Origin of the sequence: Methyloligella halotolerans (genome assembly GCF_001708935.1) — a bacterium.
Lineage (GTDB): Bacteria > Pseudomonadota > Alphaproteobacteria > Rhizobiales > Methyloligellaceae > Methyloligella > Methyloligella halotolerans.
Window position 1 is genome coordinate 61046 of sequence record NZ_MASI01000005.1, and the last position, 23132, is coordinate 84177.

Consider the following 23132-nt stretch of genomic DNA (forward strand, 5'->3'; position numbering starts at 1 on the left):
GAGACCCGTCAGCGCCCGGTCCGGGCATCGACGGAGACGCTTTTTACGTCGCCCTTCGATCCCAGCACCGTGAACTTGTAGCGGAAGCTATCGCCGTTCCGGCACAGGGTCGCCTTGATGATCTGACCCTTATGCTGGGACTGGATCTGATTGTAGATCCGCCCGGCCGGGATGAGACCGTTCTTCTGGATCACCGGTCCAGCCGAGCTCCACGGCAGGCACTCCGCCGCCGCCGGCCCGGACCACAGGCTCACCAGCGCCCCGACTAGAAGCGGGGCGATGCTATGTCTCAAGAAGCGCACCATTAATCAGCCCAAGATAACCTTCCCCCCGAAGGTAGGCTATCCAGCATGAACCATGGCTGAATGGCGTTCGAGGGATTTCTTCATTTCGCCCGGGCCGGTTTGCGGGCCGGCCCCGCCGCGTCCTTCACCCCGTTCACCTTCGCGCCCAAGGTCGAAAGCCCCAGCCCGCCGACCATGGCGGGCAGATTCTGCAGAAGATCGGTAAGAGTGGCATCGCCCACCAGCCAGTTGGCTAGGCCGGTCAGGAACACCAGCCCGCCCAGCACCTGCGTGCGGTAGTCCTTAAAAGGGGCGGCCGTCAGCAGCTTGAAGAACGCGCTCATCTCTCTTCTCCTCGTTTTGGTGTGATGCGGACACAAAAAACGCCGCCTCCGGCGGAGACGGCGTTCGAAAAGAAAACGGCTCCCGAAGGAGCCGCTCAAGGGAATGCGGGACTCTCACCCGCTATCTGGCGGACCGCTCGAATGCGCAGAGCGCGGGAGCGGTCCGCCGGATAAAGCTACGGCCAGCGATAGGCCACAATGCGCGAGCGGGAATAGCGTCCCACGCCCACCTTGCGTGCGCCCGCGCTACCCGAATGGTTGCCCGAAACCAGCGTCACGCTGTTCGCGTCGAAAGACTGAACGATACCCACGTGATGCGGCATCACCGCAACGGCGCCGACTTTCGGACCGTTCAGGCCCTTGCCGTAATGACGCCAGTCGATCGCCCGGTTGGACGAGATCGGGTTCGGCATCACGGAGCGCATGTAGCGCCCACACCACTGCCGCGACCAACCGGTCGGATTCGTGCCGACGTCTTGGGTAGCCTTCTTGAGCCAGGGCGCCTTCGCCCCTTTCATGAACCCGCCGATATTGGCGGTCTTCTTGCCGAATGGCATGTCGGCAAAGCTTGGCTGAACCGTGAGCATGAAGAGGCTCAAGGCGAGAAATACGACTCGCATACACACTCCTATTTGTTGTTTTGGGGAGTTACTCGATTCGAATGAGCCGCGAACTACAGGTTCGATGGGGCAGAATTCAGAATGAAAATGCGGCAGGGTGACGCGATTTTAAGCGATTATTGTCCATATTTGCGCAGCCACTGCCTCATTTCGCGTCTTTGTTGAACTATTTTCATTGCAACGGAGAGCGCCGATTCCAGAGCATGGGAGGAGAGCGAAGCGACCAGCCGCTTCATGGTCTCCTCGAGCGTCCGCCCCTTCACCGCCGCATCGTCGAAGGCCCGCGTCAGATCTCGGGCGAAATCGTCGCTCAGCCGGCTCGCATCGGAAAGCGAGGCCCGCAAGGGTCCGACATCGCCGCTGATCGTGACGACCAGCCCATCGACCGATTCCGCCATCTAAGTTTGATCCTTTGTCGTGTCGGGATAGCGCACCATCAGCGCGGCGAGATCGCCGGCGCTCGGCCGCAATCCACCGGCGCCCATCCCGAACACACCTCGCAAGGCGGCATCCAGCTCCCGTGGCGTCATCGCCCAGAAATCCCGCGGAGCCAGTCGCAAAGTCCCCAGCCCCGCCGCCATCGCCTGGTCCCACGGGAAGCTCTTCGGGCTAGCAGTCCTTACTGCGCCGCCACGCTCTCCAAAGGGCGAACGCCTTTGTCCTCCGCGGCGCTCGCAAAGGTCGCCGCGAGCAGTCGCGCCACGATGTCGACGAACCCGGCCGCACCGCCATCCGCCCGCATGTCCGCCACCGCCTCGTCGCCAAGGTCGTAGCCCGCGCCGCGCAATCCCGCCCCGATCATCCGCACCGCATCGCCGGCCCGGATCCGTCCGGCCTGAAACCGCTCGGCAATGGCCAGCATGTCGTCCTCGCCGAACGCCTGCTCCAGCTCGGCCAGCGCGCCCAGCGTCAGGCAGAGCCGATAGGTCTTCCCGTCCAGCTCCGCCTCGATCTCACCCCGATGCAAATTCGCCATCTCACGCCCCCTATGCATCCGCTGCGAAGCTGAGCGCGCCGGCGGAGTCGAGCCCCAGCTCGAAGTTCACCTCGCCATCATGCCGGCCGCCATATTCCAGGCTCGTGATCTGGAACGCCCCTTCGACCGTCCCGAAATCCGGCACGATGACCTGCCAGTCCCGGATGGTACCGGCGAAGAAATATCCCCGCAGGGTCTCGTCGGATTCCGCATCCTTGAAGATGCCGCTTCCCGTGATCCGCGCGGTCTTGATGCCGGCGCCGTCCAGCAGCTCGCGCCATTGCGCCGCCGATTCCTGATCGGTCACGTCCACGGTCGCCGCGTTGAAGGCCAGGCTGCGCGCCCGCAAACCCGCAACGGTCGTGAAATCCCCTGCCCCGTCCGTATCGACCTTGAGCAGCAGATCCTTGCCCTTTTGCGCTGTCATTCAGAGGTCCCTTCTTCGAGCCTTTGCATGCCGGGTCCGGTCGTTACCTGCCGCCACCCCGGCGAAAGCCGGGGTCCAGCCACCGCCCCTCTGTCTCGATTTGGATACCGGCTTTCGCCGGAATGACGGGGTTAGGGTAGAGCCGCAGGCAACAAAAAAGGCGGCCCCAAAGCCGCCTCGTCGAAACGCGAATTTACCTAAATCTAGGCAGCAACAGCCGCCGCCGGTTCCGTCACGGCGCGATAGCGCACGACCCCATGATAGGTCTCGCCGTCCGGATCCTGGCGCGTTTCCGAAAACTGATAGCGGAGATTGATCAGCGCATGATCGTTCAGGCTGAACGCCTGATCGCTCAACAGCTCGCGGATCCGTTCGACCAACGCGTAGGCCTGCCGCTTGCCGCCAGAGCGCGACCAGACATGCAGCGTAACCAGATGCTCGGCGCCATCCTCGGTGCCCGTGCTCCAGTCGAAAACCGAGCTCTCACCGATGGTGACAAAAGGATAGGCCGCACCTTGCGGGGGATGGTCGTAGACGCGCAAGCCGCCCAGCTGCGCGGTCAGTTCCGCCGAGCCGGCGAGCGCCTGATAGATCGCGCTCTGCAATGACCATTCTGCGCTTTCCGCCATATCCGTCTCCTTGATCCTCCAAGCCTCTATATGGGCCCGGAGGTCGCGTCTGAAAAGCCTCGTTTTCAGCGAACTTCAGACGAATCGCTCTTGAGAAACCGCGCGATAATCCTCTCCGCGCAGCCCCTAACATCCGGTAAATGCCTGCGCAGTGCAGGCGTCAGCCAAGGCTGCGCGCCCATGCGCCTTGTTCCGAATTCCAGGTAGCGGCCGACCGGGCTTGCCGTGCCGATTGTGAAGCGCGGCGCGTCTTGCTCTGCCGTCTCCACCACCCTGATGGAGCGCGCCAGCGCGCCGGTCCCGCCCGGGTGCTCCTGTTCCAGTGCCTGCCGCGCCTCGTCGGCGATCACGCTCGCCTGGTCGCGCAATTCCTCCCGCAGGTCCTGCGGCGCAGCGCCGATATCCAGTCGTCTCTTCAATGCCTCGAGACCGGAGAGTCTGCCGATGCTCCTCACCAGCTAAAGCCCCCGCTCCTCACATTGGCAGCGCAACCAGCATTTGCGCTCATCGGGATCGATCACGGCATGTATCTCGAAGACCCTCTCGCCCTGGCGAAACCGCATCTCCGGCACCACACCATCGCGATAGCGCAAGGTGATGAGATGACTCACGTTTCCGGCAAGCCGTCCCGCCACGAGTTGCTCGTCCCCGCGCAGCGGTCGGACCACGCCCCATAACGTCGTTACCGTGTTCCAGCTCTCGGTGAAGCCACCCCCGCCATCGTCCACTTTCGCCCGCTCCTCCAGGATCAGGCGATGGCGCAGCGCACCGGCCGGCACGCCATTCACAGCCGCACCTGCCGGTAAGGCGCCAGCAGCCCGGCGACCATCGCCGGCACCTCTGGCGGTTCACCGCCCGCCGGCACCGGCTCTCGCCGTTCGAACCAATGGACAATCAGCAGAAGCAGCGCCTGGCGGATGGGCCCCGGCACATCGTCAGCCGCGTCGCCGAAACCGCACCGATAGGCGATCTCGATTCCGTTCAACGGTCGCAACGATGCGCCGCCGTTCGCGCCTTGGAAGATCAGCCGCGCCGGCTTGGAAAGCGCATCGTAGGCATAGGCATCTTGATCGAGTTCGTTCGTCCCGCCGTTCGCGGAGTGGATCGTGACGCTCTCAACACTTTGCAGCGGTGACAGTGGCAGCGCGACCGCACCCGCCCCCGGCACGCGGTCCAGATAGAACGACCACTCTTGCGTGATAAGTGCCAGCCCGTATTGCCGCTCGACCCAGCTCCGTGCGGAGACGATCAACGCGGAGATCAGATCGTCCTCCGCATCCTGGTCCACGCGCAAATGCGCCTTGGCCTCGGCCAGGCTGACCGGCTCCACCGCCGGTGCCGATGTCAGGGCAAGTGCCATGAGTATTCCTGTTTCAATTCAGCGTCCGTCACCCCGGCGTAAGCCGGGGTCCAGCCAAGCACTCAGAAGAGAGAGCTGGATGCCGGCTTTCGCCGGCATGACGGGAATGGGGTCTCGCAGCAGAAGAAAGTGGCGGCCGCGCGCGTGGGAGGGAGCGCGACACGGCCGCCGGCCCGGCCAGGCTTTCCGTTGTGCGAAGTGTTGAGGAGTCATACCGGTCTCATGCCGAGCATGACTCGTCCCGAGACGGCCCAGTCGTCGCCGCCCCACCCGTTGTCATTGCCCGGCTTGACCGGGCAATCCAGTAACCCCTGTGTCAGATCCTCTCGAACACCGGTGGCTACTGGATCCCTGCTTTCGCAGGGATGACGTCAGGAGGTATCGGCCTAGCTCGAGCCAAACTTCAGCAGCTTGATCGCGTCGAAATCCTGCACGCCGCCGCCGACACGCTTGGTCGTGTAGAACAGCACGTAGGGCTTTGCCGAATAGGGATCGCGCAAGACCCGGATGCCCGCCCGGTCCACCACCAGATAGCCGCGCTTGAAGTCGCCGAAGGCGATGGCGAACTCGTCCGAGCCGATATCCGGCATGTCCTCGCTCTCCGCGATCGGATAGTTCATCAGCGTCGGCCAGGCCCCGGCCTTCTCGCCCGGATGCCAGAGATAGTTGCCGTCCTCGTCCTTGAACTTGCGGATCACGGCTTGCGTCGCCCGGTTCATCACCCAATGGGCGTTGGCGCGATAGCCCGACTTCAGGCTGTAGACGAGGTCGATCAGATCGTCGCTCGGGTCGGCGGTGTCGAACGTCCCGTCATTCCCGGTCGCGATATAGCCGATCTTGTCCCAGACCCAGGAGCCGTTGGCGACCGGCGTATAGTCGAGGAAGCCACGCGGCTTCGCATTCCCGTCGCCGAGGACGAACGCCGTGCCTTCCTGTTCGGCAAAAGCGATCTGGATCTCCTCCGCCAGCCACTCGTCGATATTGACCGCCGAGTCGTCCAGCAGCGTCTGGGTCGCCGACGGCATGGCGTAAAGCTCCATGGTCGGAAAGGCGAGCTCGTCCAGTGTCGGCGAGTTGGTCTCCGGCCGGGTCGCAGTCTCCGCCACCCATCCCGTCGCCGGTCCGGTGATGGAGAACGGCTTCTTGTAGATGGAGCCGCTCACCGTGCGGTTGCCGGCGATGGCGCGGATCGGCGAGATCTCCTTCACCCCACGGATCACGGCGGCCTCCGTTTCCGGCGGCACGAGATAACCGCCGTCGGAGCCGTCGCCGCCGGCGAGGTCCACCGAGAGAGCCTTCTCCTCCAGCCGATGCAGATTGCCCGTCTGGCCTTTGCGCATATAGGCGTGGAAGGCTGCCTTGTGCTGCAACACCGCCGGGCTTGAGAGGTCCGTCCCGGCGCCGCCCAACTGCGGCCGGCTCGCCTTCAGGGTCAGCTGATCCATCGCCGACTTCTGGGCATCGAGCGCGCGATTGATCCGCTCCAGCTTCTCCTCGGTGACGACGTCTGCCGAGACGTTGCGCTCGATCTGGCGCAGCCGCTCATCGTTGTTCTCCTTGAAGGTCTCGAAGGTCCGCATGAACTCGTCGAAGGCCACCGCAACATCGTCGCCGCTGCCGCCGGCCTTGGTCTCGTAAAGCGCGCCCTGCCCTGACTTGATTTCGAATCCGGGCTCATGAGCTTCCGGATATTCGTTGTCGCTAATTCTCACACTGCCTTTCTCGGAAGGGACGAGGTCGAACCCTCGCGCAAAAGAAAAGCGGCCCGCCGCATCTTCGCCGCGAGCCGCTGGCTCTGGTCCCTCCCAAGATCTTGCCTCCCAAGAACGTGTCTCCCAAGAACGTGTCTGCCTGGCGGACCCTGCCCGGCATGCTCCCCTTGCGCCTCCTGGCGCTTCACGAAGGAGACCCGCGCATCGGCCAGCATGGGAAACGTCACGATCGAGATCTCCCAGAGGTCGATCTTATCGAGCCGCCGAATGCCGCTCTTCGGCTCGGTTCGCCCCTTCACCGTGCGGAAGCCGATGGAGAGCCCGTCCAACGCGCCGGCCCGCATCAACTCCAGCACCTCGCGGGCCCGTGCCACCCCCGGCAGCAGCCGGCCATGCACGAGCAGCCCGCGCGTATCCTCGCGGACATCCACCCACACGCCGATCGGCTCGTCCGGATTGTGCTGGAACAGCAGCTTGATGCCCCGCGCGCCCTTGGCCCTCAAGCTCTCGGCAAACGCGCCCGGCATCACCAGGTCGCGCCCGAGATCCATCCGCCCGAACAGGCTGGCGTAGCCGGAGAACGTCCCGTCCGCCTGCACATCCCGAAGGCGCGCAGCCGCAGAGACGCCTCCCGCGCCGCAAGCGGCACGACAGTGCTTTTCATGTGCACGTTGTTACTAGTTCTCGGTCGTCATCACCGGGCTTGTCCCGGTGATCCATGAACACCTCAATGCGATATCAGGCACCGTGGTCATGGATGCCCGGCACAAGGCCGGGCATGACTCTGAATAATGACCGGTGCCCTGCGCGAGCCCTAAACCCCCTTCATGGTCACCGCAGCGATAAGGCTCGCCAGCGCCGCCATGGAGATCCAGAAAGCGAAATGGCCGATGAAGCCGAAGCCGCCGTCGACGAAGCCCAGCACGCCGATAATGTAGAGAAGAAGCGCGATCACCCCGAGTGCGATCGCGAAATACAGCATGTTCTTCGTCGGGGGTGTCACCTGCACAGCCATTATAGCCCTCCCATATATTAGCCCGTGGGAAAGCTACCACGCCCGCACCCAGATCAAGCGCATCGCGGCCGTTTTCCACAAGCGGCGCTAAAGCACATCCCCACCCTCGACCGGGCCGTAGCCCACCGCCGCGCGCTTCTCGTTCACCGTCAGAAACTCCGACACCCGCACCCGCTCCCAAAGCGCCTCGCGCTCTACGGACAATGCTTCCACTGCATCGAGGTCCGGCCGCAGCTCCAGCCCGTCTTCGAATCCGGCGCCCAGCCAGCCTGAAAGCGCCTTCGCCGTCCGGTTCACCAGCGGTAGCACCGTCTGCCGCCAGAAGGTGCGGTTCGCCTCCTGGTAGTTCGAATAGGTATTGTCCCCGGGAATACCCAGCAGCATGGGCGGCACCCCGAGCGACAGAGCAATCTCCCGCGCCGCCAGATGCTTCGCCTGGATGAAATCCATGTCCTTCGGAGAGAACCCCATCCCCTTCCAGTCTAACCCGCCTTCCAGCAGCAGCGGCCTCCCGGCATTCCGCGCACCCGAAAAGCTGTCCTCGAGTTCGGTCTTCAGCCGCTCGTATTGCTCCGGCGCGAGCTGACCGTCGGCGGCCGAATAAACAAGCGCACCGGACGGGCACGCCGCATTGTCGAGCAGCGCCTTGTTCCAGTCCGCGCCCTGATTGTGGATGTCGATCGCCGCCGCCGCCGGCTCCAGGGGGCTCATCCCGTAATGGTCGTTCAGCGGATGAAACAGCGCCAGATGCAGGATCGGACGCACCCCGGCCGAGACATCCTGCACGAAGCGCACCGTCTCGCCGCCCACGCTGTAATCGTAAGCCTCCGGCCACCCATCCACGCCCGGCACGATCTTCATCCGGTCTGGCCGCAGCACATGCAGCTCCCGCGGCTCGCCGCCGACCGAGACCGCCTCGAGATAGGCATTCCCCGCCACCAGCAGATGGCCGTATGTCGCCTCCAGAAGCTCCGGCGTGCTTTGCGCTCCGTTGGGCTTGCTGATGAGCGCGAGCAGCGGATGCATATCCACCGCATCCTCACCCTCATAGAGATAAAGAGGCACCGACGCGGCCGCCTCGGCGATCATGCGCACCGACCGATAGACGATCGGGTTCTTGGCGAAACCTTCCCTTGCGAAGGCTGAAGCATCCCGCGGGCTCCACACCGCCTGGCCGAATGCCGACAGGGCGATCAGCCGCGCCGTCCGGCTCGCCTTCGTTTCGTCGGGGGCTGTGCGTCCAAAGCCAAACGTTCTCGCCAGGCGCTGCCGCAATCCGTCTGCCATTCCGATGTCCTACTATGTGTCATTGCCCGGCACCCGGGCCCGGCGTAGCCGGCCCGAGCATGAACTCTACCGGGCAATCCAGTAACCCCGGTCTGAATGGTGATCGAAAGTCAGTGACGACTGGATCCCTGCTTTCGCAGGGATGACGGCTGAGTTCGCCGTTCCACTCCTGCGTCATCACCGGGCTTGTCCCGGTGATCCATGAACACTGAATCAAAGATTAGGCACAGGGGTTATGGATGCCCGGCACAAGGCCGGGCATGACACCCTGAGCCGTCATCCTGAGAGCCTGTCCCGGACCTGATCCGGGACGGGCGCGAAGCGCTCCTCGAAGGACGGCTCAAACCTCACAACCCCCGCACCCGCGGCTCCGCACCGCCCTGCAGCATTAGCGCCGTCAGGGCCCAGACCAGCGCATCCACCCGATCGGGGCTCCGCCCGCCGGAGAGCCCGTCCGGTCCGAAATCGCTCATCTCGTCTTCCAGCTCGGCCAAGCTGCCGACATGGAACACGCGGCCCTGCTCGTAGAGCGCCGCCACCGGCTCCGCCCGCACGAACTTGCCTCGGCTCGCGCGCACGCTTCGCACCGGAACGCTCCGGTCGACCTGCCGGAGCACCGCCTCGACCAGCTCGCCGCCCTGGTTCACCTCGGCCACGATGCAGTCGGCATCCCCATTGTGATACGCGGCCAGCGCAGCCTTCGCCCAGCCGGCGGGGCTCAAGCCCTGCACGGTCCGGTCCTTCAGCACGAAGCCGAGCCCGTCCGCGGACACGCCCGCCACCACGATCCCGCATGCATCGGCCTTCCCGCCGCTCGTCACCGGCGGGTCCACCGCCACCACGATCCGCCGCAGATCAGGTGTCTCGTTCACCCGCGCCTTCTCGATCAGAGCCCGGGGCCACAGCGCATCGGGCCGGTCCTCCAGCAGCTCCGCCATCAGCTCCTGCCGGCCCAGCCGCGTACCCCGATATTTTCCGACGATCGCTTCCAGGAAGCGCGGCGCCAGATTGATCGCGTTCGCTGCCGTCGCCACCCGCGTCACCGCGCAAGTCTCGTCAGCCAACAGCGCCTTGATCAACGGCACGGGGCGTGGCGTCGTCGTGACCACCTGGCGCGGCCGCTCCCCAAGGCGCAATCCGAATTGCAGCATGTCCCATGTGTCTTGCGGCCGCCGCCACTTGGCGAGCTCGTCCGCCCAGGCCGCATCGAACTGCGGCCCCCGCAACGCCTCCGGATCCTCCGCCGAAAAGAGCTGCGCCACCGCACCGTTGGGCCAGGTCACGCGCTGCTTGGTGGCTTCGAACAGGGGCCGCATCTCCGGCGGATGCACGGCGAGCAGACCGGAAACCCCTTCCACCATCACGTTTCGCGCATCGGCAAACGTCTCGCCGATCAGCGCGATACGCGGCGGCTGCTGACACGCTTCTCGCGGCGCCTCTGCAATAGAGCGCACCCATTCCGCACCGGCTCGCGTCTTGCCCGCTCCCCGGCCCCCCAGCATCAGCCAGGTCGTCCAGTCCCCGCCTCCTTGCGCGGCTCCGGGCGCAAGCTGATCCTCCCGCGCCCAGAGCGGCCAGTCGTAATGCAGCCGGCGCAGTTCGCCGGCGTTCAAGCTCTCCAGAAACGGTTTAAGCGTCCCGCGCCTGATTGAGGCGCTCAAGGCGTCGCGCAAGATCCTCGCGGAAGTGGTCCGCATCGCCTGCCGCCTCGTGTCGCTGCTTCGCCGCTCCCTTCCCGTTCGCTCCCTCGTCGAGCTCCACGAGCTTCGCGTAGAGCCCGGCGAGCGCGCTCAAGGCCCGCGCCTCGCGCTCCGAATCCGCCGCGCTCGCGTCCGCCCCGTCTGCTCCACGCGCGATCCGCTTCTCCATTTGGGTCATCTTCTCCTCCAGCGCCCTGAACAGCCGCGCCACCATGCGCTTCCGCCTGTCGCCGCTGGCCTCTTCAGCCTTCGCCACGTCGTCCAGATCGATTCCGGCATCGCGCTCGTCGAGATCGGGTCCATCGCCCGCGCGCCGCCAGTTCAGTTTCGCCGCCCGCGCCTGGATCAGCTGACGGTTGACACCGAAACCTCTGGCGATCTCGGTCAGCTTGCGAGTGTCGGTGCCGTAAGCCTTTTCGATGGCGGCCCAGTCGGGACCGTCTTCGTGACCTTTTCCATGCGTCAACTTTGCAATCGGTCCAGCCATCCTTGAGGATTATCGTGGTGCAGCACGGCTCTGCGCAGCACGTGAAGAAGAGGTGACCTCGTCATGTCGGAAATCGGTCGGATCGATAGCGTCTGGCGCTATCCGGTAAAGAGCATGCGGGGCGAAAGCCTCGCCCAAGCGTTCCTCGCCTTCGCCGGACTTTACGGCGACCGCATCTACTCCATCACGAATAGCCAGGCGGATCCCGGCTTCCCCTATCACACGGGTCGCGAGCAGGAGGATTTGATCCTGTACCAGCCACGCTTCCTGAATTCGGGCGCCGCCAGCCAGCCCTCGAACCGCGAAGCCGCCGAGGCCATAAGCCCCGGCGTGAAACCGCTATATGCGGATAGGAAGAGCCTCGCGGTCGAAGTCGAGACGCCCGACGGCGAAACCTTCTCGATCGCCGATCCAGCCTTCGTCGCCCATTTGAAAGAACGGCTCGGAAAACCGGACGAAGATCTCTCTGTCGAATATTCGGAGACCGCCTTCACCGATTGCGACCCATTTCGTTGTTCTCGATGCAGACCGTCGCTCAGCTCGCGAACGACATCGAAGACGAGCTCGATCACCGCCAGTTCCGCGCCAATCTCTATGCGAATTTTACCGACGGGGCGTTCAGCGAGAACGACCTCGTCGGCCAAAAGCTCAAGCTCGGCGACAAGGCCGTCATCGCCATCCTCGAGCGCGACCCGCGCTGCAAGATGATCACCCTCGATCCCGAGACCGGCGAAGAGAAGCCGGAAATCCTGCGGCACATCACCCGGACCCAAGGCCGATATGCCGGCCTCTACGCAGCGATCCTCGTTGAGGGCACGGTCAAGCCTGGCGATGCGATTACGCTCCTGAGCTAGCGCCGCGCGAACGCGGGGGTGCAGAGCGCGGATCGCCTTGCGAGCCCGTAGCGCGCCGCCCGCGTTCGACGGGCCGGAAAGCCGCCGTACCGAGCCCGAACTTGAATATGCCTGGAAACAAAAAGGGCGAGACCGAAACCGGCTCGCCCGCCCGAGGACTGATCCTCAACCCGCAACTGTCGGATTATAGCTGAACCCTACCCAACCACCGTCACGCTGTCAAGGACTTTATTCCTAATTATATACTTGACATAGCAGGGCTGGTTTGCGATTCTGCCAAGAGACAGAGGGGCAACCGCCATGACTATCGTTCTTTCCGATCCGATCTTTCACAACGAGGACAAGGCTCGTGAGCACCTTGAGGCCATCCGTTGGCCCGAAGGTCCAGCCTGTCCCCATTGCGGCAATACCGATCAGGACCGCATCGTGAAGCTCAAGGGCAAGAGCCACCGCCCTGGCCTGTATCAGTGCAACGAGTGCCGTGGGCATTTCAGCGTCACGGTCGGCTCAGTTATGGAGCGGTCGAAGATCCCACTGACCAAATGGGTTGCTGCTTTCCATCTGATGGCCGCCAGCAAGAAAGGCGTCTCGGCTCACCAGCTCCATCGCATGTTGGGCATTACCTACAAGAGCGCGTGGTTTCTCGCCCATCGTGTTCGCGAGGCAATGCGAGAAGATGCTGACACGTCCGGTCCGATCGGTGGTGAAGGCAAGACCGTCGAAGCAGACGAGACCTACATCGGCAAGCGCGACAAGCCCTATGTCTCTCCGCACCGTCGCGGCCTGCCCTACACGAAGTCGGGCAAGTCTGGCGGCGCTCAGAAGCGCACCGTTGTTGCTCTTGTGGAGCGCGGCGGTCGCGTCCGCAGCTTCCACGTTCAGCACGCCACGAAGAAGAGCGTTCGCGAAATCCTTGTTCGTAACGTGGACCGCAAGAGCGTCCTCTATACCGACGAAAGCCGCCTCTACACCGAGACCGGCAAAGAGTACGAAGGCCACGACACGGTCAATCATTCCGCCAAGGAATACGTGCGCGGTGTGATCCACACGAACACGATTGAGAACGTGTTCTCAGTCTTCAAGCGCGGTATGCGTGGCGTGTATCAGCACTGCGGAGAGGCGCATCTGTTCCGCTATCTGGCGGAGTTTGATTTCCGGTACAACCGCCGCTCAGGGCTCGGCTATTCCGATGCCGAGCGTGCCGTGGAAATCATCCGTGGCGCTGCGGGCAAGCGGCTCACCTATCAACAATCTCACTAAGCCGAGATCACTCAAGCAGAAAGCGCGAGCGTTTATGCTGTGGAGGACTCGTCGCAGGACCTGAACGGCCCGCTAGACTCTCTGTAGTACGGATAGGTAAATTGAGAGCGGGCGTGGTTGCAACACGCCCGCTCTTGATCCTGCCAGCAGGCGGCAGGGGAATTGTCTGTTCCAAGGACTACGAGTCTATTCCTCACCCGTATTGCGTCAAGCCGTTTGCTGGCTCTTCCAACATGAAAGGAGAGCCATCATGGCTAATGAGAAACCGAAATTCACTCTGGTAGACGACCCCAGCCTCCGTGAGACCTACGCCGATACAATGATATCGACCGGCTTCTTCAACGGTGTTTGCGTCCTGACCATGGGTGCCACGCGGTTCATTCCAAAACGGACGAACGAAGCTCCAAAAGATGGGACCGCGCCAACCGTCTACACCACCGCCAGGCTGGCAATGACGCCAAACGCGGCCGTCGAAGTGGTGAATGTTTTGACCAACATGCTCAACACCCTTTCGCAAGCCGAAAGAGCTGCGCAGGCGGCTCAAGAGCAACCTAAACATTAGTAGCTACCTCTGGAAGGGAAACCCCCGGCTCACTTGGTCGGGGGTTTCTTGGCACTATTCTCTTTGTCTTCGGATTTGCGCGGCTTCGGCGGCGTGTTGAGGGCGCGCTTAAGCGCTGCGTCGCGACGGCGAGAGACTTCCTTATCCGAAACATCGTTGTCGGACTCATCAGTCATTGCGCAGTCCTCAAGGTTTCAGGAATCCTGATGATCTCACTTGCTCAGCGCGTCATACACGCTTTGGTCGAAATGGATCGAGGCGACGTCGAATTCGCCCTCCAGGATGCCGCTATCGCAGTCGACGTCAGCGCGAAGCGCATGTTCCCAGACCTGCATCCCCGGAACGGATCCCGCTACAAACGCTTCCTAGAGGAATATTTCTGGGTCATCGAATTGATGGCCTTCGGCGGCATCGATATCCAGAAATCGTCGTTCGCCTCGATACCTATACCAAATGTCTCGAAACCTACTCTAGCTGACGTGATTTACCACCTAGTCCGGTGCAACATCATCCACGAGGGGGGATTGCCAGAGAACATTTATCTCAGGCCAGACCATACAATCCACTTCGCTAAGGGTGTTCTCGGTCTTCCGACTCAGCTCGTTTTCGCTCTGCTTAGCGCCGTAGTATTCTCTCGCGTGAACGCCAACGAACAGTCCCAGGGCGAAGCCTTCCTGAGCTATGAAGACACAAAATTTCTGATCGCAGATTCCTGGGGGCGTGAGGAGTTGCTTAAACCCTTGTTCGAAAAACATGTGAAATGTCGTGTCATCCTGTCGGACACGTCATTCAAGGATGTCTGACACAGGCAATCCGAGGCCAGGTCCATTCCTAGTTGCCCACCGCATTAGATCTTCAAGATCTACCCAAGTGCTGTTGTTGCCGCCCTCGTTATAGGCAACGACGCACAGCCTTCCGCTGGCACCGTCGCGCCAAAGCTCGACTGGCATCTCAGCGCCTCTCCCCTGCGCTCTGACACCGTCAAGCGCTGCGACGAAAACATCTCGCTCTTCTGACTTCTCGTCTGCCAAGGAATAGATCCGATCCCTTGACTAGCTGCCCGGCGCGCCAGCCTAGCGATCCTCCGCTAGACGGACTCTTCCTACGAATCAGGGCCTGCTATGTCAAGTATATAATTAGGACTTTATTCCTAATTATATACTTGAGAAAAGTGACCGATTCCCTTACTAGTGGAGGCTGACAGGCCGGCACGGTTGTAAGGGGGCTGCGAAGAGGTTTCGCGGCCCTCTTATTCCGATGAATATTCGGAAATACAGCCGTAAGTTGGGAATCATGGACACTCGCGACATCGATCGGTTTCTGGCCGACAGCCCGAAGACATTGGTCGGCATGCCGGACTGGGTTGAGTCAGATAGACCGGACGAACTCTCTGCCACATGGAACATCGCTGACAGCGCCGGTATCATCAGTGCACAGCTGCGCTTTAGATGTCCGGCCTTCGACAAGCTGCATCCGAGCGTATCGCTGATATTTCGAGGAACGCCGGTTTGGCGCGTCGATCTTGCCAGACCCACATTGTGCAAATGGAATCTCCCGGACGCGGCGGACCTGGGGTTACCGGCGCAAGTGTGCGGGTCGCACGAACACGCGTGGCCGGACAACAGGCAATACGTGATAGACAATGGGGGAGGTCAGTTGCCGTATCGACGCCCTCTTCCGCCGCAGGTAAGACGGCTCCCGCAAGCCACGCTCGTTCTTGCTGACCAGATTAACCTGGAGGTAGGGCATGATCAGCGAGGTTTCGATGTGCCGCCTTACGCGGATTTGTTTGAGCGACAGCAGCAATGAGTTGCAAAGACGCGCGTACCGCCCTTGAGGCCCTCCAATCGTGTACCGAAACTGACTTCGGTTCGCGCGTGGCTACGCATTGCCTGTATCCCTCGTTTGAGCAAGTTGACGTATTTGTGGTTCGATACGGCGATGGCTATCGCGTGCACGACGGCGGCGGCGCGTTACGCGTTGCGTGGTTGCACGGGCGCGACGAATCTCTAATCAATCGTGCGGCTGCAAAGCAGGCATCCAAATATCGTATCCAGTTCAAGAATGGGGTGCTTGAGGTCAACGCGGCGAACGCTGAATGGCTTCCCTCCGCCGTATTGGCCGTAGCAAATGCCTCGGCCGCGGCTGCGCATGCCGCAGTCGAAAAGATGGTGGCGGCTACCGAGGGCCTTCTACGTGACCGCATCCTAAGCGTACTCAGTCGATCAGCACCCGACACGCAGATCCGAACAGATGCGCAAATGCTCGGCCGTAGCGGCAAGCATCACCGATTTGATTTTGTTGTTTCCGCTCCACATCGCGGCACGCTGTTGGTTGATGCGGTAGCGCCGCATCATATCTCGGTGGCAGCTAAGTACGTTGCTTTCGCTGACATGCCGGAAAAGCTGAATGGAGCAGTCGGTAAGTTCGCAGTCTATGACCGCGAGCTAGCGCCAGATGACGTTTCTTTGCTCCAGCAGGTGGCTGACATTGTGCCGTTCCCTTCGCTTGAGCGCGGGATTCAGCGGTTGCTTGTGCAATGAGCGCTAAGCCCCGCAAAGAAGATCAGGATACCGAAGAGGCGCGCCGCATCATGGAGCGGCTGGTGAAGACGCCCCCGAAGCCGCACGAAGAGTCCAAGAAGAAGCCTACCGAAAAGAGGAAGCCCGCCAAATAGGTGGGGCCGTCAGAACATGCAGGTAGACGATTCTGCGGCCGAGGCCGCAGAGGCGGAGCTTGACGCTATATTGGCGTCACTTCCCCCTCATGCGGTTGATCATATCGCGGACATTCTTGACGTGTTCGCTGAAAAGGCTGGTGAGCTGTTCATCGTTGAAGGAGATGGTCTGACCGCACTTGGGACAGCCGAAGACCTTGTGTTTCTCAAGCCAACCGCCCTTTTTGAAGAACTCATGACCACATTGAGGGTTAGGGCAGCGGAGTTGGAGGCTTGCGTTTGAGACGTCTTCGATGATTGGGGGCGGCTTACCCTTACGTCCGGTCATGCTTCACCCTCCAACGTTTGAAGTGTCTCGCCTTCTGCTTAAGCGATCTGGGCTTCACAAGTCCGCCGATAGGTCAGGCGCTTGCCTGCCGCGTTCTGCATGATCTCGGCGACACGCTCAGCATCGGAGTAGCCGAGACCTGAGCGGCGATTGTAGCGGAAATCGAACTCCGCCAAATAGCGGAACAAGTGCGCTTCGCCGCAATGCTGATAGACACCACGCATGCCGCGCTTGAACACCGAGAACACGTTCTCAATCGTGTTCGTGTGGATCATGCCGCGTACGTATTCCTTGGCGGAGTGGTTCACCGTGTCGTGGCCTTCGTACTCTTTGCCGGTCTCGGTGTAGAGGCGGCTTTCATCGGTATAGAGCACGCTCTTGCGGTCCACGTTGCGGACCAGGATTTCGCGAACGCTCTTCTTCGTGGCGTGCTGGACGTGGAAGCTGCGGACGCGACCGCCACGCTCGACCAGAGCGACCACGGTGCGCTTCTGAGCGCCGCCTGATTTGCCCGACTTCGTGTAGGGCAGACCGCGGCGATGCGGAGAGACGTAAGGCTTGTCTCGCTTGCCGATATAGGTCTCGTCGGCTTCCACGGTCTTGCCTTCGCCGCCAAGAGGACCGCCGAACGTGCCATCCTCGCGCATGGCTTCACGGATACGGTGCGCCATGAACCAAGCGGTCTTGTACGTCACGCCAAGCATGCGATGCAGCTGGTGAGCGGAGATCCCTTTCTTGCTCGCGCTCATGAGGTGAGCAGCGAGCCACCACTTGGTGAGCGGCACCTTTGAACGCTCAAAGACGGTGCCCACGGTCACAGTGAACTGACCCTTGCACTCATTGCAGTAGTAGAGCCCCGGACGGTGCGAGCGCTTCGTTCCCTCCACCTTCGCGATGCGGTCCTGATCGGCGTTGCCACAATGGGGGCAGACCGGACCATCGGGCCAGCGCACGGCCTCAAGTGCCTCGCGGGCCTTAGTCTCATCGTGGAAGATCGGATTTTGAAGATCGGCGGTCATGGCAGTGTCCCTCTCTGATCTTCAAGGTATGATCAGAGGCCACTTTTGTCAAGTATATAATTAGGACTTTATTCCTAATTCTCTGGAACGCATTCCACTAGTACACGCGCGAGTTAGCGTCTATATTTCCCGTTATAGTTGTCTTCGGTGAGGAAGGGGAATGCGATGCCGATAGTTGAAAAGGTTCTGCTTGGAGCGGCTGGCGGTCTCGCTTCGCTACTCGTCAAGTTTTTGGGACAGGACTACCCGGCCCTCCAACAGTTTATGCAGCAAGGCAACGAGACTGCCGTCGCCCTCATGGGTTACGCCTACCTAATCCTGGTGGGGCCGCTCCTCTTCTTGGGCGCCCTGGTCGCATACGTCGTCGATGAAACGGACCCAAAGAAGCTCCTTATTGCCGCAATCTCCGCCCCGGCGATGGTGACGACCTGGGCAGGTGGGCCTCCAGCGGAGGCAGGTTTGGTTCAACCCGCGATCTACCGCAACGATCGGGTCGGACCGTCGAACGAGGGAGCATTACTCAGTCTTTTCACGCCGGCTTACGGCCAAGAGCGAGACCGGGAACCCAGCTCGGGTGCTGAACTCGTAACCTTTGGAAATGCAGTTCGAATGTTCTTTGGCACGGCTCCCGAGGGTTTGGCGGAAGCGGCTGCGAGGCCAAAGCTCGACGATCAGGTCGAAGATTCCGATGATGTATCTGCGGCGCAAGAACCCGATTTTGATGTCATCATGGAATCCATGCCGAAGCACGAAGCCGAGGAGACGGCTGAACGCCTGCAAGGAGCCTATCCGGAAGTGGACGTGCGTATCGAGCCGGCGGCGGAGTAGGACGATCACCGCTGGCGGTGAGCGCTTGCCCTACTTCTTCTCCGATGCCGCATAAGGCCGGCCGATAAGCCACGTTTGCCCGGCCGCCGGCGCGCACGACGTCGCCATGACGACCGCGAGTTGGTTCGGCATGTCGGGTCCGGGGTTGTCCAGACAGCGCGGGAAGATGCGCATGTCTTGATTGCGGATGATCACGCCGCTGCCGAAGCGCACGATGTCGTCCTCCGGGTCCTGGCCCGGCACATCGGCGGATCGCTTCTCCGCCTTGTCCTCAAGCGCCTCCCCCATCTCGTCGAGCTTCGTCTCCAGCGCCGCCACCTTCTCGGTGAGGCAGGAGATGCGCGTCCCATCGTCGCCGCTGGCGCAAAGCTCCGCGGCGCCGGTGCCGCCCGGCAGCGCAACGCCCGCCATCGCGGCCACGGCCAACAAAGCCAGCGTCTTGCTGGCGCATATCGACCCCGGCTTAAGAATCGTCTTGGTTATCTTGAGTCTCATTGGGCTTCTCCTCCCGATCTCAACCGCCGGAAGTCTAGCCCCACTTCGCCTGCGCCCCTACTCTCCCCTGCGGTCTAACGCCGCTTTTCCAGGCACCGCGCCGAAAATTCCCGCAGGAAAAGCCTGTGGGCTTCACACCCCTGTGACTTCCTGGCACGTCCCTGCCCTGAAATAGTCCTCCTGAGCACTCATAAGCCTTCCCACACACGCGTGCATGGGCTAGCGGGTATGCCTCGCCCCGGGGGAGTCTTCGCGTGCAGTCTGTCTGTTCCTTCAGAAGGTCGGAGAACGGCCCGTTGTCACAAGCCTCCCACATCTCCAGCCTGCTCGCCGTCCTGCTCCTGGCCGCCAGCCTGCTCATTGCCGGCTGCAGCAAGAAGGAGCTGCCCACCGACGAATTCCAGGTCCTCCAGCAGACGCCGGAAGCCCGCGCCCAGGCCCTCGCAGACGCCAAGACCAAATGCGAGGAGCAGACGCGCAAGAGCGGCATGAAGTCCATGCTCTCCATCTTCTCCCGCCTGCGACCCGGCTCTGCTGAACGCGCCTTCGTCGATTGCATGGAGGACAAGGGCTTCGACCCGAATTCCGCCGAAGCGTTCCCCGAGCGGCCCGAGGACGGAACGCTCATGTCGGACGTTCCCCCGGAAAACTAGCCGGCGCAGGCGCGAGCGCGTCGGCGGCCCCTCCAATTCGGCGAAAATCCCAACAATCCGCCGCAATCCCGCTATAACCTCAACAACTTCGACCGAATTTCCCGGGGGCAGATTTGCGGGATCTCTTCAACGGCAACCGGCGCCGCAAGCTCATCGATTGGCTCGCCATCGATGCATGGATCGACTCCGGCCTTTACGGCGCGTGGATGCGCATCCGCGACTGGGGCAGTGCCTATTCCACCTTCTTCGGGCGCTTCGAGGTGAAGGGCCCCCTCAAATTCTTCAACGAGCTCGCCTGCGACGGCCTCACCCTCGCAACCGGCGGCCTTCTTGTGGTCTCCGCCTTCGCCCTGCCGTCCTTCGATATCGCCCGCGGCAAGATCAATCTGTCCGACGAATACAGCGTCACCTTCCTCGACCGCTACGGCAACGAGATCGGCAAGCGTGGCCTGCTTCGCGACGATTCCGTGCCCCTGGAGGAGATCCCCGACACCCTCATCAAGGCGACCCTCGCCACGGAGGATCGCCGCTTCTTCGAACATTTCGGCATCGACGTCATGGGCACCCTGCGTGCCATGGCCGAAAACGCGCGCGCCAACGCCGTCGTTCAGGGCGGTTCGTCCCTCACCCAGCAGCTCGCCAAGAACATGTTCCTGTCGCCGGAGCAGACCCTCGAGCGCAAGATCAGGGAGCTTTTCATCTCCTTCTGGCTGGAGGCCCACTACACCAAGAAGGAGCTGCTAAAGCTATATTTCGACCGCGCCTATCTCGGCGGCGGCTCCTATGGCGTGGAAGCGGCTGCCCAATACTATTTCGGTAAATCCGTGCGCGACCTGAACCTTGCCGAGTCCGCCATGCTTGCCGGCATGTTCAAGGCGCCGACCCGCTATGCGCCCCATGTGAACCTGGCGCTGTCCCGCGCCCGCACAAACGAGGTGCTTACCAACATGGTCGAGGCCGGCTATCTCACGGAGGGCCAGGTCTATGCGCCCGCAACCACCCGGCCCAGATCGTGGAGCGCGGCGATTTCTATACGCCGGACTGGTTCCTGGACTATGCCTTCGACGAGGTTCGCCGCCTGCTCCGGGGCAAGTCCCAGCACATCGTCGTTGCCCGCACCACCGTCGACGTCTCCCTCCAGAAGATGGCCGAGAAGGCGGTGAAGGACACCATGTCCCGCTATAGCCGGTCCCGTCGGTTCGACGGCGCTGCCCTTGTCGCCATGGAGACCGATGGCGCCGTGCGCGCCCTGGTCGGTGGCGATGATTACGGCGAGAGCCAGTTCAACCGCGCCACCCAGGCCTATCGTCAGCCCGGCTCGTCGTTCAAACCCTACGTCTATCTGACGGCCCTGGAACACGGCTACACGCCGAACTCGATCGTCCGCGACGGCTACGTCAAATGCGGGCGCTGGTCGCCGAAGAACTACGCCGGCGGCTATCGCGGTGCCATGACGTTGCGCACCGCCCTAGCCAAATCCATCAATACCGTCGCCGTGAAACTGTCTCTCGAGGTCGATCGGGAGACCGTGCTCGAGAACATGCGCAAGATCGGCGTCACCCATCTGCGCAAGACCTGCTCCATGGCGCTCGGCGATACGGGCATGACGCCGCTCCAGCATACGGGCGGCTACGCGGTCTTCGCCTCCGGCGGCAAGGGCGTGAAACCCTACGGCATCGAGGAGATCTCGACCCTGACAGGCGAGCAGGTCTATTCCCACGATCGCGACGAGCCCGAGCCCAAGCAGATCTTTCCCCGCGAGAAGGTCGAAGAGCTCAACAGCATGCTCCACACCGTCGTGGAAGCGGGAACGGGCCGCCGTGCCCAGCTCGACTTCACCTATAGCGTCGGCAAGACCGGCACGAGCTCCAACTATCGCGACGCCTGGTTCATGGGCTTCACCGGCCAATACGTCGTCGGGGTCTGGCTCGGCAATGACGACTTCACCCCGATGGCGCGGGTTACCGGCGGCAGCTTCCCGGCGGAAACTTGGAAGAACTTCCTCGTCATGGCCCACGACACCAACAACATTCCGCAAATTCCCGGCGTGCCGCTTCATCCCGTGCAGGTCGCCGAGCGTCAGCGCCTCGTCAGCTCCGCCGATGTTGAGCCCGCCGCCATTCCGGTGGCAAACCCGGAAAGCCTGAAGGCCATGCCCACCGTCACCCGCAATCTGCTGGAGGAGATCGGCGGCATGCTGCGCCGTGCGCCGCGCCTGACGCCAGGCTCCAACCGCACCGATGCGCCGGGCTTCGTGCCGGCGGTAGGTCCGCGGGAGGAGCGCCGTCGCGCGGACAATGCTTCGGGCGGCGCCCAGCAAACGGCATCGCATGATGCGGTCGCTGCCTCACGCCTGCGCCGAGCGATCCTCGGCCTTGACAAGCTCCGCGCCAGGCTTTCCGTTTGCGCGACCCTAGAGAGCCTCGAATCGGCTTCGCCTCATGCGCTTCTTGCTTTTCGGCATCGTGGCTTTCGCAGCCGCCCTCGTTCTCGGATTCGGTTCGGCGCTCCTGGTGCTCCGCCATGGCCTGCCCTATGTCACCGAGCGCCATGGTCCCTGGGTAAGCTGGCCAAGCGAAGGCCACACCACCGCCGATCCCTACACCAGGGCCTATCTCGCCGAGAGCGGCCGGCTCCCTCTCGCCTCAAACACCGTCCGGTATTTCTCCGCCCGCGACGACGATTCCGGCCGCGGCCTTACCGCCAATTGCGATTACCGTCTGCAGGGTGGCGCACTCAACGCTCGCTGGTGGTCTCTTGCACTCTACGACGCCGACGGCGAACTGATCGACAACCCGTCCGACCGGCACAGCATCAACAGCGAAGGTATGATCAGGCGCAGCGACGGCACCTTTGAGGTCGCCCTGTCGCCTCATGCCCGCCCGGGGAATTGGCTGCCCGCTGGCGAGAAATCTGAGCGGCCGCTGGTCCTCATGCTGCGCATCTATTATCCCGCCGAGACGGACCCGGACGGCGTGGGCAAGATCGACCTCGACCGTCTTCCCAAGATCGAGCGCCTGTCATGCGGCTAAGACACTTCGCCTACTTCCTGCTGCTGACTGTGGTTCTCGCCGGACTGCTTCACGTGCTGGGTGTATTCGCTCTGCCGTACCTCTCGTCCCAGACCGCCTGGAAGCGCCTGGAAGCGGCCGGCGACGCCAACAAGATCATCCGTCTGGAGAGTGGGAAATCGGGCCGGCAGATCCTGTCGATGATGGCTCCGGATATCCGCTACGCGGTATGCCGCTTCGACTTGTCGGATGGCCCCGTGCGGCTGGTCACGCCCACGGAGAATGGCTTGTGGGTCGTCGCCCTCTATACGCCCGACGGCGACAACTTCTACGCGGTCAACGCAGAGGATCTCGTTCGGCCGCTCTTCAATCTCGTCATCGCGACCGAGAATCAGACTGTCATCGAGGAAGGGGTCGATGCGCCGGTCGAAGCGGATCAAGTCGCGGTCGTGCGCTCGCCCACGTTCGAAGGAATTGCCGTCATCCGCGCGCCCCTGAACGACCAGAGCGAAGCGTCGGTTGCCGAACAAGCGCTCGCCAACGCGTATTGCGGGCCCTATAGCGCACAGGACAAATAGGACGCTTCACGGCAGGCGCAGGACTG

At 62.4% G+C, this 23132-nt stretch carries 32 protein-coding genes and 2 pseudogenes; 15 read left to right on the forward strand and 19 right to left on the reverse strand.

Annotated elements, in window-relative coordinates:
- Positions 1-8: 8 nt before the first annotated feature.
- The 17 genes from A7A08_RS10110 to A7A08_RS10185 form a co-directional block, all read right to left on the reverse strand.
- Positions 9-293, reverse strand: a complete 285-nt coding sequence (locus A7A08_RS10110; RefSeq protein WP_141693937.1) for a PepSY domain-containing protein — start codon at positions 291-293, stop codon at positions 9-11.
- 92 nt (positions 294-385) lie between these two features.
- Positions 386-628: a hypothetical protein gene (locus A7A08_RS10115; protein WP_069095377.1), complete on the reverse strand. Its 243-nt coding sequence runs from the start codon at positions 626-628 to the stop codon at positions 386-388.
- A 176-nt stretch (positions 629-804) separates the two neighbouring features.
- Complete coding sequence (locus A7A08_RS10120) at positions 805-1248, reverse strand: C40 family peptidase (RefSeq protein WP_141693938.1); 444 nt, start codon at positions 1246-1248, stop codon at positions 805-807.
- 116 nt (positions 1249-1364) lie between these two features.
- Positions 1365-1646 (reverse strand): hypothetical protein, encoded by a 282-nt coding sequence (locus A7A08_RS10125; protein ID WP_069095379.1) that lies wholly within the window; start codon positions 1644-1646, stop codon positions 1365-1367.
- Positions 1647-1829 carry a phage tail assembly chaperone gene (locus A7A08_RS10130; protein WP_069095380.1) on the reverse strand — a complete coding sequence of 61 codons (183 nt, stop codon included), beginning with the start codon at positions 1827-1829 and terminating at the stop codon, positions 1647-1649. It lies immediately after the preceding gene.
- 38 nt (positions 1830-1867) lie between these two features.
- On the reverse strand, positions 1868-2224 hold the full coding sequence (locus A7A08_RS10135; protein ID WP_069095381.1) for a gene transfer agent family protein: 357 nt from the start codon (positions 2222-2224) through the stop codon (positions 1868-1870).
- A 10-nt stretch (positions 2225-2234) separates the two neighbouring features.
- Positions 2235-2651, reverse strand: coding sequence for a phage major tail protein, TP901-1 family (locus tag A7A08_RS10140; RefSeq protein WP_069095382.1), 417 nt, complete (start codon positions 2649-2651; stop codon positions 2235-2237).
- Positions 2652-2854: 203 nt separating this feature from the next.
- Positions 2855-3280, reverse strand: coding sequence for a DUF3168 domain-containing protein (locus tag A7A08_RS10145; protein WP_069095383.1), 426 nt, complete (start codon positions 3278-3280; stop codon positions 2855-2857).
- A 65-nt stretch (positions 3281-3345) separates the two neighbouring features.
- Positions 3346-3735, reverse strand: a complete 390-nt coding sequence (locus A7A08_RS10150) for an HK97-gp10 family putative phage morphogenesis protein (protein ID WP_069095384.1) — start codon at positions 3733-3735, stop codon at positions 3346-3348.
- Positions 3736-3738: 3 nt separating this feature from the next.
- Entirely contained in the window at positions 3739-4068 is a 330-nt protein-coding gene (locus A7A08_RS10155) for a phage head closure protein (RefSeq protein WP_245290880.1), read from the reverse strand.
- Positions 4065-4640: a head-tail connector protein gene (locus A7A08_RS10160; RefSeq protein ID WP_069095385.1), complete on the reverse strand. Its 576-nt coding sequence runs from the start codon at positions 4638-4640 to the stop codon at positions 4065-4067. Before A7A08_RS10160 ends, A7A08_RS10155 begins: the two co-directional genes overlap by 4 nt.
- Before the next feature lie 386 nt (positions 4641-5026).
- Positions 5027-6301, reverse strand: a complete 1275-nt coding sequence (locus tag A7A08_RS10165) for a phage major capsid protein (protein ID WP_069095528.1) — start codon at positions 6299-6301, stop codon at positions 5027-5029.
- Between the two features lie 47 nt (positions 6302-6348).
- Positions 6349-6951 (reverse strand): HK97 family phage prohead protease, encoded by a 603-nt coding sequence (locus A7A08_RS10170; protein WP_083226659.1) that lies wholly within the window; start codon positions 6949-6951, stop codon positions 6349-6351.
- 215 nt (positions 6952-7166) lie between these two features.
- The gene (locus A7A08_RS15985; protein WP_141693939.1) at positions 7167-7367 is read right to left on the reverse strand and encodes a hypothetical protein; all 201 of its coding nucleotides are present in this window, start codon (positions 7365-7367) and stop codon (positions 7167-7169) included.
- 87 nt (positions 7368-7454) lie between these two features.
- Positions 7455-8654, reverse strand: a complete 1200-nt coding sequence (locus A7A08_RS10175) for a phage portal protein (RefSeq protein ID WP_069095386.1) — start codon at positions 8652-8654, stop codon at positions 7455-7457.
- Positions 8655-9001: 347 nt separating this feature from the next.
- A complete protein-coding gene (locus A7A08_RS10180) occupies positions 9002-10351 on the reverse strand; it encodes a DNA-packaging protein (RefSeq protein ID WP_141693940.1) in 1350 nt (449 codons plus the stop codon).
- Positions 10284-10820 carry a hypothetical protein gene (locus A7A08_RS10185; RefSeq protein ID WP_069095387.1) on the reverse strand — a complete coding sequence of 179 codons (537 nt, stop codon included), beginning with the start codon at positions 10818-10820 and terminating at the stop codon, positions 10284-10286. The genes A7A08_RS10180 and A7A08_RS10185 overlap by 68 nt, the downstream gene beginning before the upstream one ends.
- Positions 10821-10904: 84 nt before the next feature.
- Between A7A08_RS10185 and A7A08_RS17625 the strand changes: the two are divergent.
- From A7A08_RS17625 to A7A08_RS10220, 9 genes and pseudogenes are all read left to right on the forward strand, one after another.
- Positions 10905-11027 (forward strand): annotated as a pseudogene (locus tag A7A08_RS17625) (MOSC N-terminal beta barrel domain-containing protein); the annotation flags it as partial.
- 311 nt (positions 11028-11338) lie between these two features.
- Complete coding sequence (locus A7A08_RS16860) at positions 11339-11695, forward strand: MOSC domain-containing protein (protein WP_245290881.1); 357 nt, start codon at positions 11339-11341, stop codon at positions 11693-11695.
- A gap of 300 nt (positions 11696-11995) precedes the next feature.
- Positions 11996-12955, forward strand: a complete 960-nt coding sequence (locus tag A7A08_RS10195) for an IS1595 family transposase (protein ID WP_069095389.1) — start codon at positions 11996-11998, stop codon at positions 12953-12955.
- Between the two features lie 250 nt (positions 12956-13205).
- Positions 13206-13517, forward strand: coding sequence for a hypothetical protein (locus A7A08_RS10200; RefSeq protein ID WP_069095390.1), 312 nt, complete (start codon positions 13206-13208; stop codon positions 13515-13517).
- Between the two features lie 206 nt (positions 13518-13723).
- Positions 13724-14320, forward strand: a complete 597-nt coding sequence (locus A7A08_RS10205) for a hypothetical protein (RefSeq protein ID WP_069095391.1) — start codon at positions 13724-13726, stop codon at positions 14318-14320.
- A gap of 490 nt (positions 14321-14810) precedes the next feature.
- Entirely contained in the window at positions 14811-15326 is a 516-nt protein-coding gene (locus A7A08_RS10210; protein ID WP_141693942.1) for a hypothetical protein, read from the forward strand.
- The gene (locus tag A7A08_RS10215) at positions 15323-16060 is read left to right on the forward strand and encodes a hypothetical protein (RefSeq protein WP_069095393.1); all 738 of its coding nucleotides are present in this window, start codon (positions 15323-15325) and stop codon (positions 16058-16060) included. Before A7A08_RS10210 ends, A7A08_RS10215 begins: the two co-directional genes overlap by 4 nt.
- Complete coding sequence (locus A7A08_RS16305) at positions 16057-16194, forward strand: hypothetical protein (RefSeq protein WP_169822986.1); 138 nt, start codon at positions 16057-16059, stop codon at positions 16192-16194. The genes A7A08_RS10215 and A7A08_RS16305 overlap by 4 nt, the downstream gene beginning before the upstream one ends.
- 16 nt (positions 16195-16210) lie before the next feature.
- Positions 16211-16477: a hypothetical protein gene (locus A7A08_RS10220; protein WP_069095394.1), complete on the forward strand. Its 267-nt coding sequence runs from the start codon at positions 16211-16213 to the stop codon at positions 16475-16477.
- A gap of 83 nt (positions 16478-16560) precedes the next feature.
- Here the strand turns inward: A7A08_RS10220 and A7A08_RS10225 are convergent, their stop codons facing one another.
- A complete protein-coding gene (locus A7A08_RS10225) occupies positions 16561-17541 on the reverse strand; it encodes an IS1595 family transposase (protein ID WP_069095395.1) in 981 nt (326 codons plus the stop codon).
- A gap of 165 nt (positions 17542-17706) precedes the next feature.
- Between A7A08_RS10225 and A7A08_RS10230 the strand changes: the two genes are divergently transcribed.
- On the forward strand, positions 17707-18369 hold the full coding sequence (locus A7A08_RS10230; protein WP_069095396.1) for a hypothetical protein: 663 nt from the start codon (positions 17707-17709) through the stop codon (positions 18367-18369).
- A 30-nt stretch (positions 18370-18399) separates the two neighbouring features.
- On the opposite strand, the gene A7A08_RS10235 is transcribed toward A7A08_RS10230, so the two are convergent.
- Positions 18400-18864 carry a hypothetical protein gene (locus A7A08_RS10235; protein ID WP_069095397.1) on the reverse strand — a complete coding sequence of 155 codons (465 nt, stop codon included), beginning with the start codon at positions 18862-18864 and terminating at the stop codon, positions 18400-18402.
- 296 nt (positions 18865-19160) lie between these two features.
- Between A7A08_RS10235 and A7A08_RS10240 the strand changes: the two genes are divergently transcribed.
- The 5 genes and pseudogenes from A7A08_RS10240 to A7A08_RS10255 all read left to right on the forward strand — a co-directional run bounded on the left by A7A08_RS10240 (position 19161) and on the right by A7A08_RS10255 (position 23106).
- Entirely contained in the window at positions 19161-19517 is a 357-nt protein-coding gene (locus A7A08_RS10240; protein WP_069095398.1) for a hypothetical protein, read from the forward strand.
- A gap of 113 nt (positions 19518-19630) precedes the next feature.
- Positions 19631-20680, forward strand: a complete 1050-nt coding sequence (locus A7A08_RS16865; protein WP_245290882.1) for a transglycosylase domain-containing protein — start codon at positions 19631-19633, stop codon at positions 20678-20680.
- Between the two features lie 59 nt (positions 20681-20739).
- Positions 20740-21378: pseudogene (locus A7A08_RS16870) on the forward strand (transglycosylase domain-containing protein); the annotation flags it as partial.
- 580 nt (positions 21379-21958) lie between these two features.
- Positions 21959-22549 (forward strand): DUF1214 domain-containing protein, encoded by a 591-nt coding sequence (locus A7A08_RS15625; RefSeq protein ID WP_083226685.1) that lies wholly within the window; start codon positions 21959-21961, stop codon positions 22547-22549.
- Positions 22540-23106, forward strand: a complete 567-nt coding sequence (locus tag A7A08_RS10255) for a DUF1254 domain-containing protein (protein ID WP_069095401.1) — start codon at positions 22540-22542, stop codon at positions 23104-23106. The genes A7A08_RS15625 and A7A08_RS10255 overlap by 10 nt, the downstream gene beginning before the upstream one ends.
- Positions 23107-23132: the final 26 nt, after the last annotated feature.

Excerpts from the sequence above, each read along its gene's own strand:
- A7A08_RS10115 (WP_069095377.1), bottom strand. The coding sequence starts at position 628 with ATGAGCGCGTTCTTCAAGCTGCTGACGGCCGCCCCTTTTAAGGACTAC.
- A7A08_RS10120 (WP_141693938.1), bottom strand. The coding sequence starts at position 1,248 with ATGCGAGTCGTATTTCTCGCCTTGAGCCTCTTCATGCTCACGGTTCAG.
- A7A08_RS10125 (WP_069095379.1), bottom strand. The coding sequence starts at position 1,646 with ATGGCGGAATCGGTCGATGGGCTGGTCGTCACGATCAGCGGCGATGTC.
- A7A08_RS10130 (WP_069095380.1), bottom strand. The coding sequence starts at position 1,829 with ATGGCGGCGGGGCTGGGGACTTTGCGACTGGCTCCGCGGGATTTCTGG.
- A7A08_RS10135 (WP_069095381.1), bottom strand. The coding sequence starts at position 2,224 with ATGGCGAATTTGCATCGGGGTGAGATCGAGGCGGAGCTGGACGGGAAG.
- A7A08_RS10140 (WP_069095382.1), bottom strand. The coding sequence starts at position 2,651 with ATGACAGCGCAAAAGGGCAAGGATCTGCTGCTCAAGGTCGATACGGAC.
- A7A08_RS10145 (WP_069095383.1), bottom strand. The coding sequence starts at position 3,280 with ATGGCGGAAAGCGCAGAATGGTCATTGCAGAGCGCGATCTATCAGGCG.
- A7A08_RS10160 (WP_069095385.1), bottom strand. The coding sequence starts at position 4,640 with ATGGCACTTGCCCTGACATCGGCACCGGCGGTGGAGCCGGTCAGCCTG.
- A7A08_RS15985 (WP_141693939.1), bottom strand. The coding sequence starts at position 7,367 with ATGGCTGTGCAGGTGACACCCCCGACGAAGAACATGCTGTATTTCGCG.
- A7A08_RS10175 (WP_069095386.1), bottom strand. The coding sequence starts at position 8,654 with ATGGCAGACGGATTGCGGCAGCGCCTGGCGAGAACGTTTGGCTTTGGA.
- A7A08_RS10180 (WP_141693940.1), bottom strand. The coding sequence starts at position 10,351 with ATGCGGACCACTTCCGCGAGGATCTTGCGCGACGCCTTGAGCGCCTCA.
- A7A08_RS10195 (WP_069095389.1), top strand. The coding sequence starts at position 11,996 with ATGACTATCGTTCTTTCCGATCCGATCTTTCACAACGAGGACAAGGCT.
- A7A08_RS10200 (WP_069095390.1), top strand. The coding sequence starts at position 13,206 with ATGGCTAATGAGAAACCGAAATTCACTCTGGTAGACGACCCCAGCCTC.
- A7A08_RS10205 (WP_069095391.1), top strand. The coding sequence starts at position 13,724 with ATGATCTCACTTGCTCAGCGCGTCATACACGCTTTGGTCGAAATGGAT.
- A7A08_RS10210 (WP_141693942.1), top strand. The coding sequence starts at position 14,811 with ATGGACACTCGCGACATCGATCGGTTTCTGGCCGACAGCCCGAAGACA.
- A7A08_RS10215 (WP_069095393.1), top strand. The coding sequence starts at position 15,323 with ATGAGTTGCAAAGACGCGCGTACCGCCCTTGAGGCCCTCCAATCGTGT.
- A7A08_RS16305 (WP_169822986.1), top strand. The coding sequence starts at position 16,057 with ATGAGCGCTAAGCCCCGCAAAGAAGATCAGGATACCGAAGAGGCGCGC.
- A7A08_RS10220 (WP_069095394.1), top strand. The coding sequence starts at position 16,211 with ATGCAGGTAGACGATTCTGCGGCCGAGGCCGCAGAGGCGGAGCTTGAC.
- A7A08_RS10225 (WP_069095395.1), bottom strand. The coding sequence starts at position 17,541 with ATGACCGCCGATCTTCAAAATCCGATCTTCCACGATGAGACTAAGGCC.
- A7A08_RS10230 (WP_069095396.1), top strand. The coding sequence starts at position 17,707 with ATGCCGATAGTTGAAAAGGTTCTGCTTGGAGCGGCTGGCGGTCTCGCT.
- A7A08_RS10235 (WP_069095397.1), bottom strand. The coding sequence starts at position 18,864 with ATGAGACTCAAGATAACCAAGACGATTCTTAAGCCGGGGTCGATATGC.
- A7A08_RS15625 (WP_083226685.1), top strand. The coding sequence starts at position 21,959 with ATGCGCTTCTTGCTTTTCGGCATCGTGGCTTTCGCAGCCGCCCTCGTT.
- A7A08_RS10255 (WP_069095401.1), top strand. The coding sequence starts at position 22,540 with ATGCGGCTAAGACACTTCGCCTACTTCCTGCTGCTGACTGTGGTTCTC.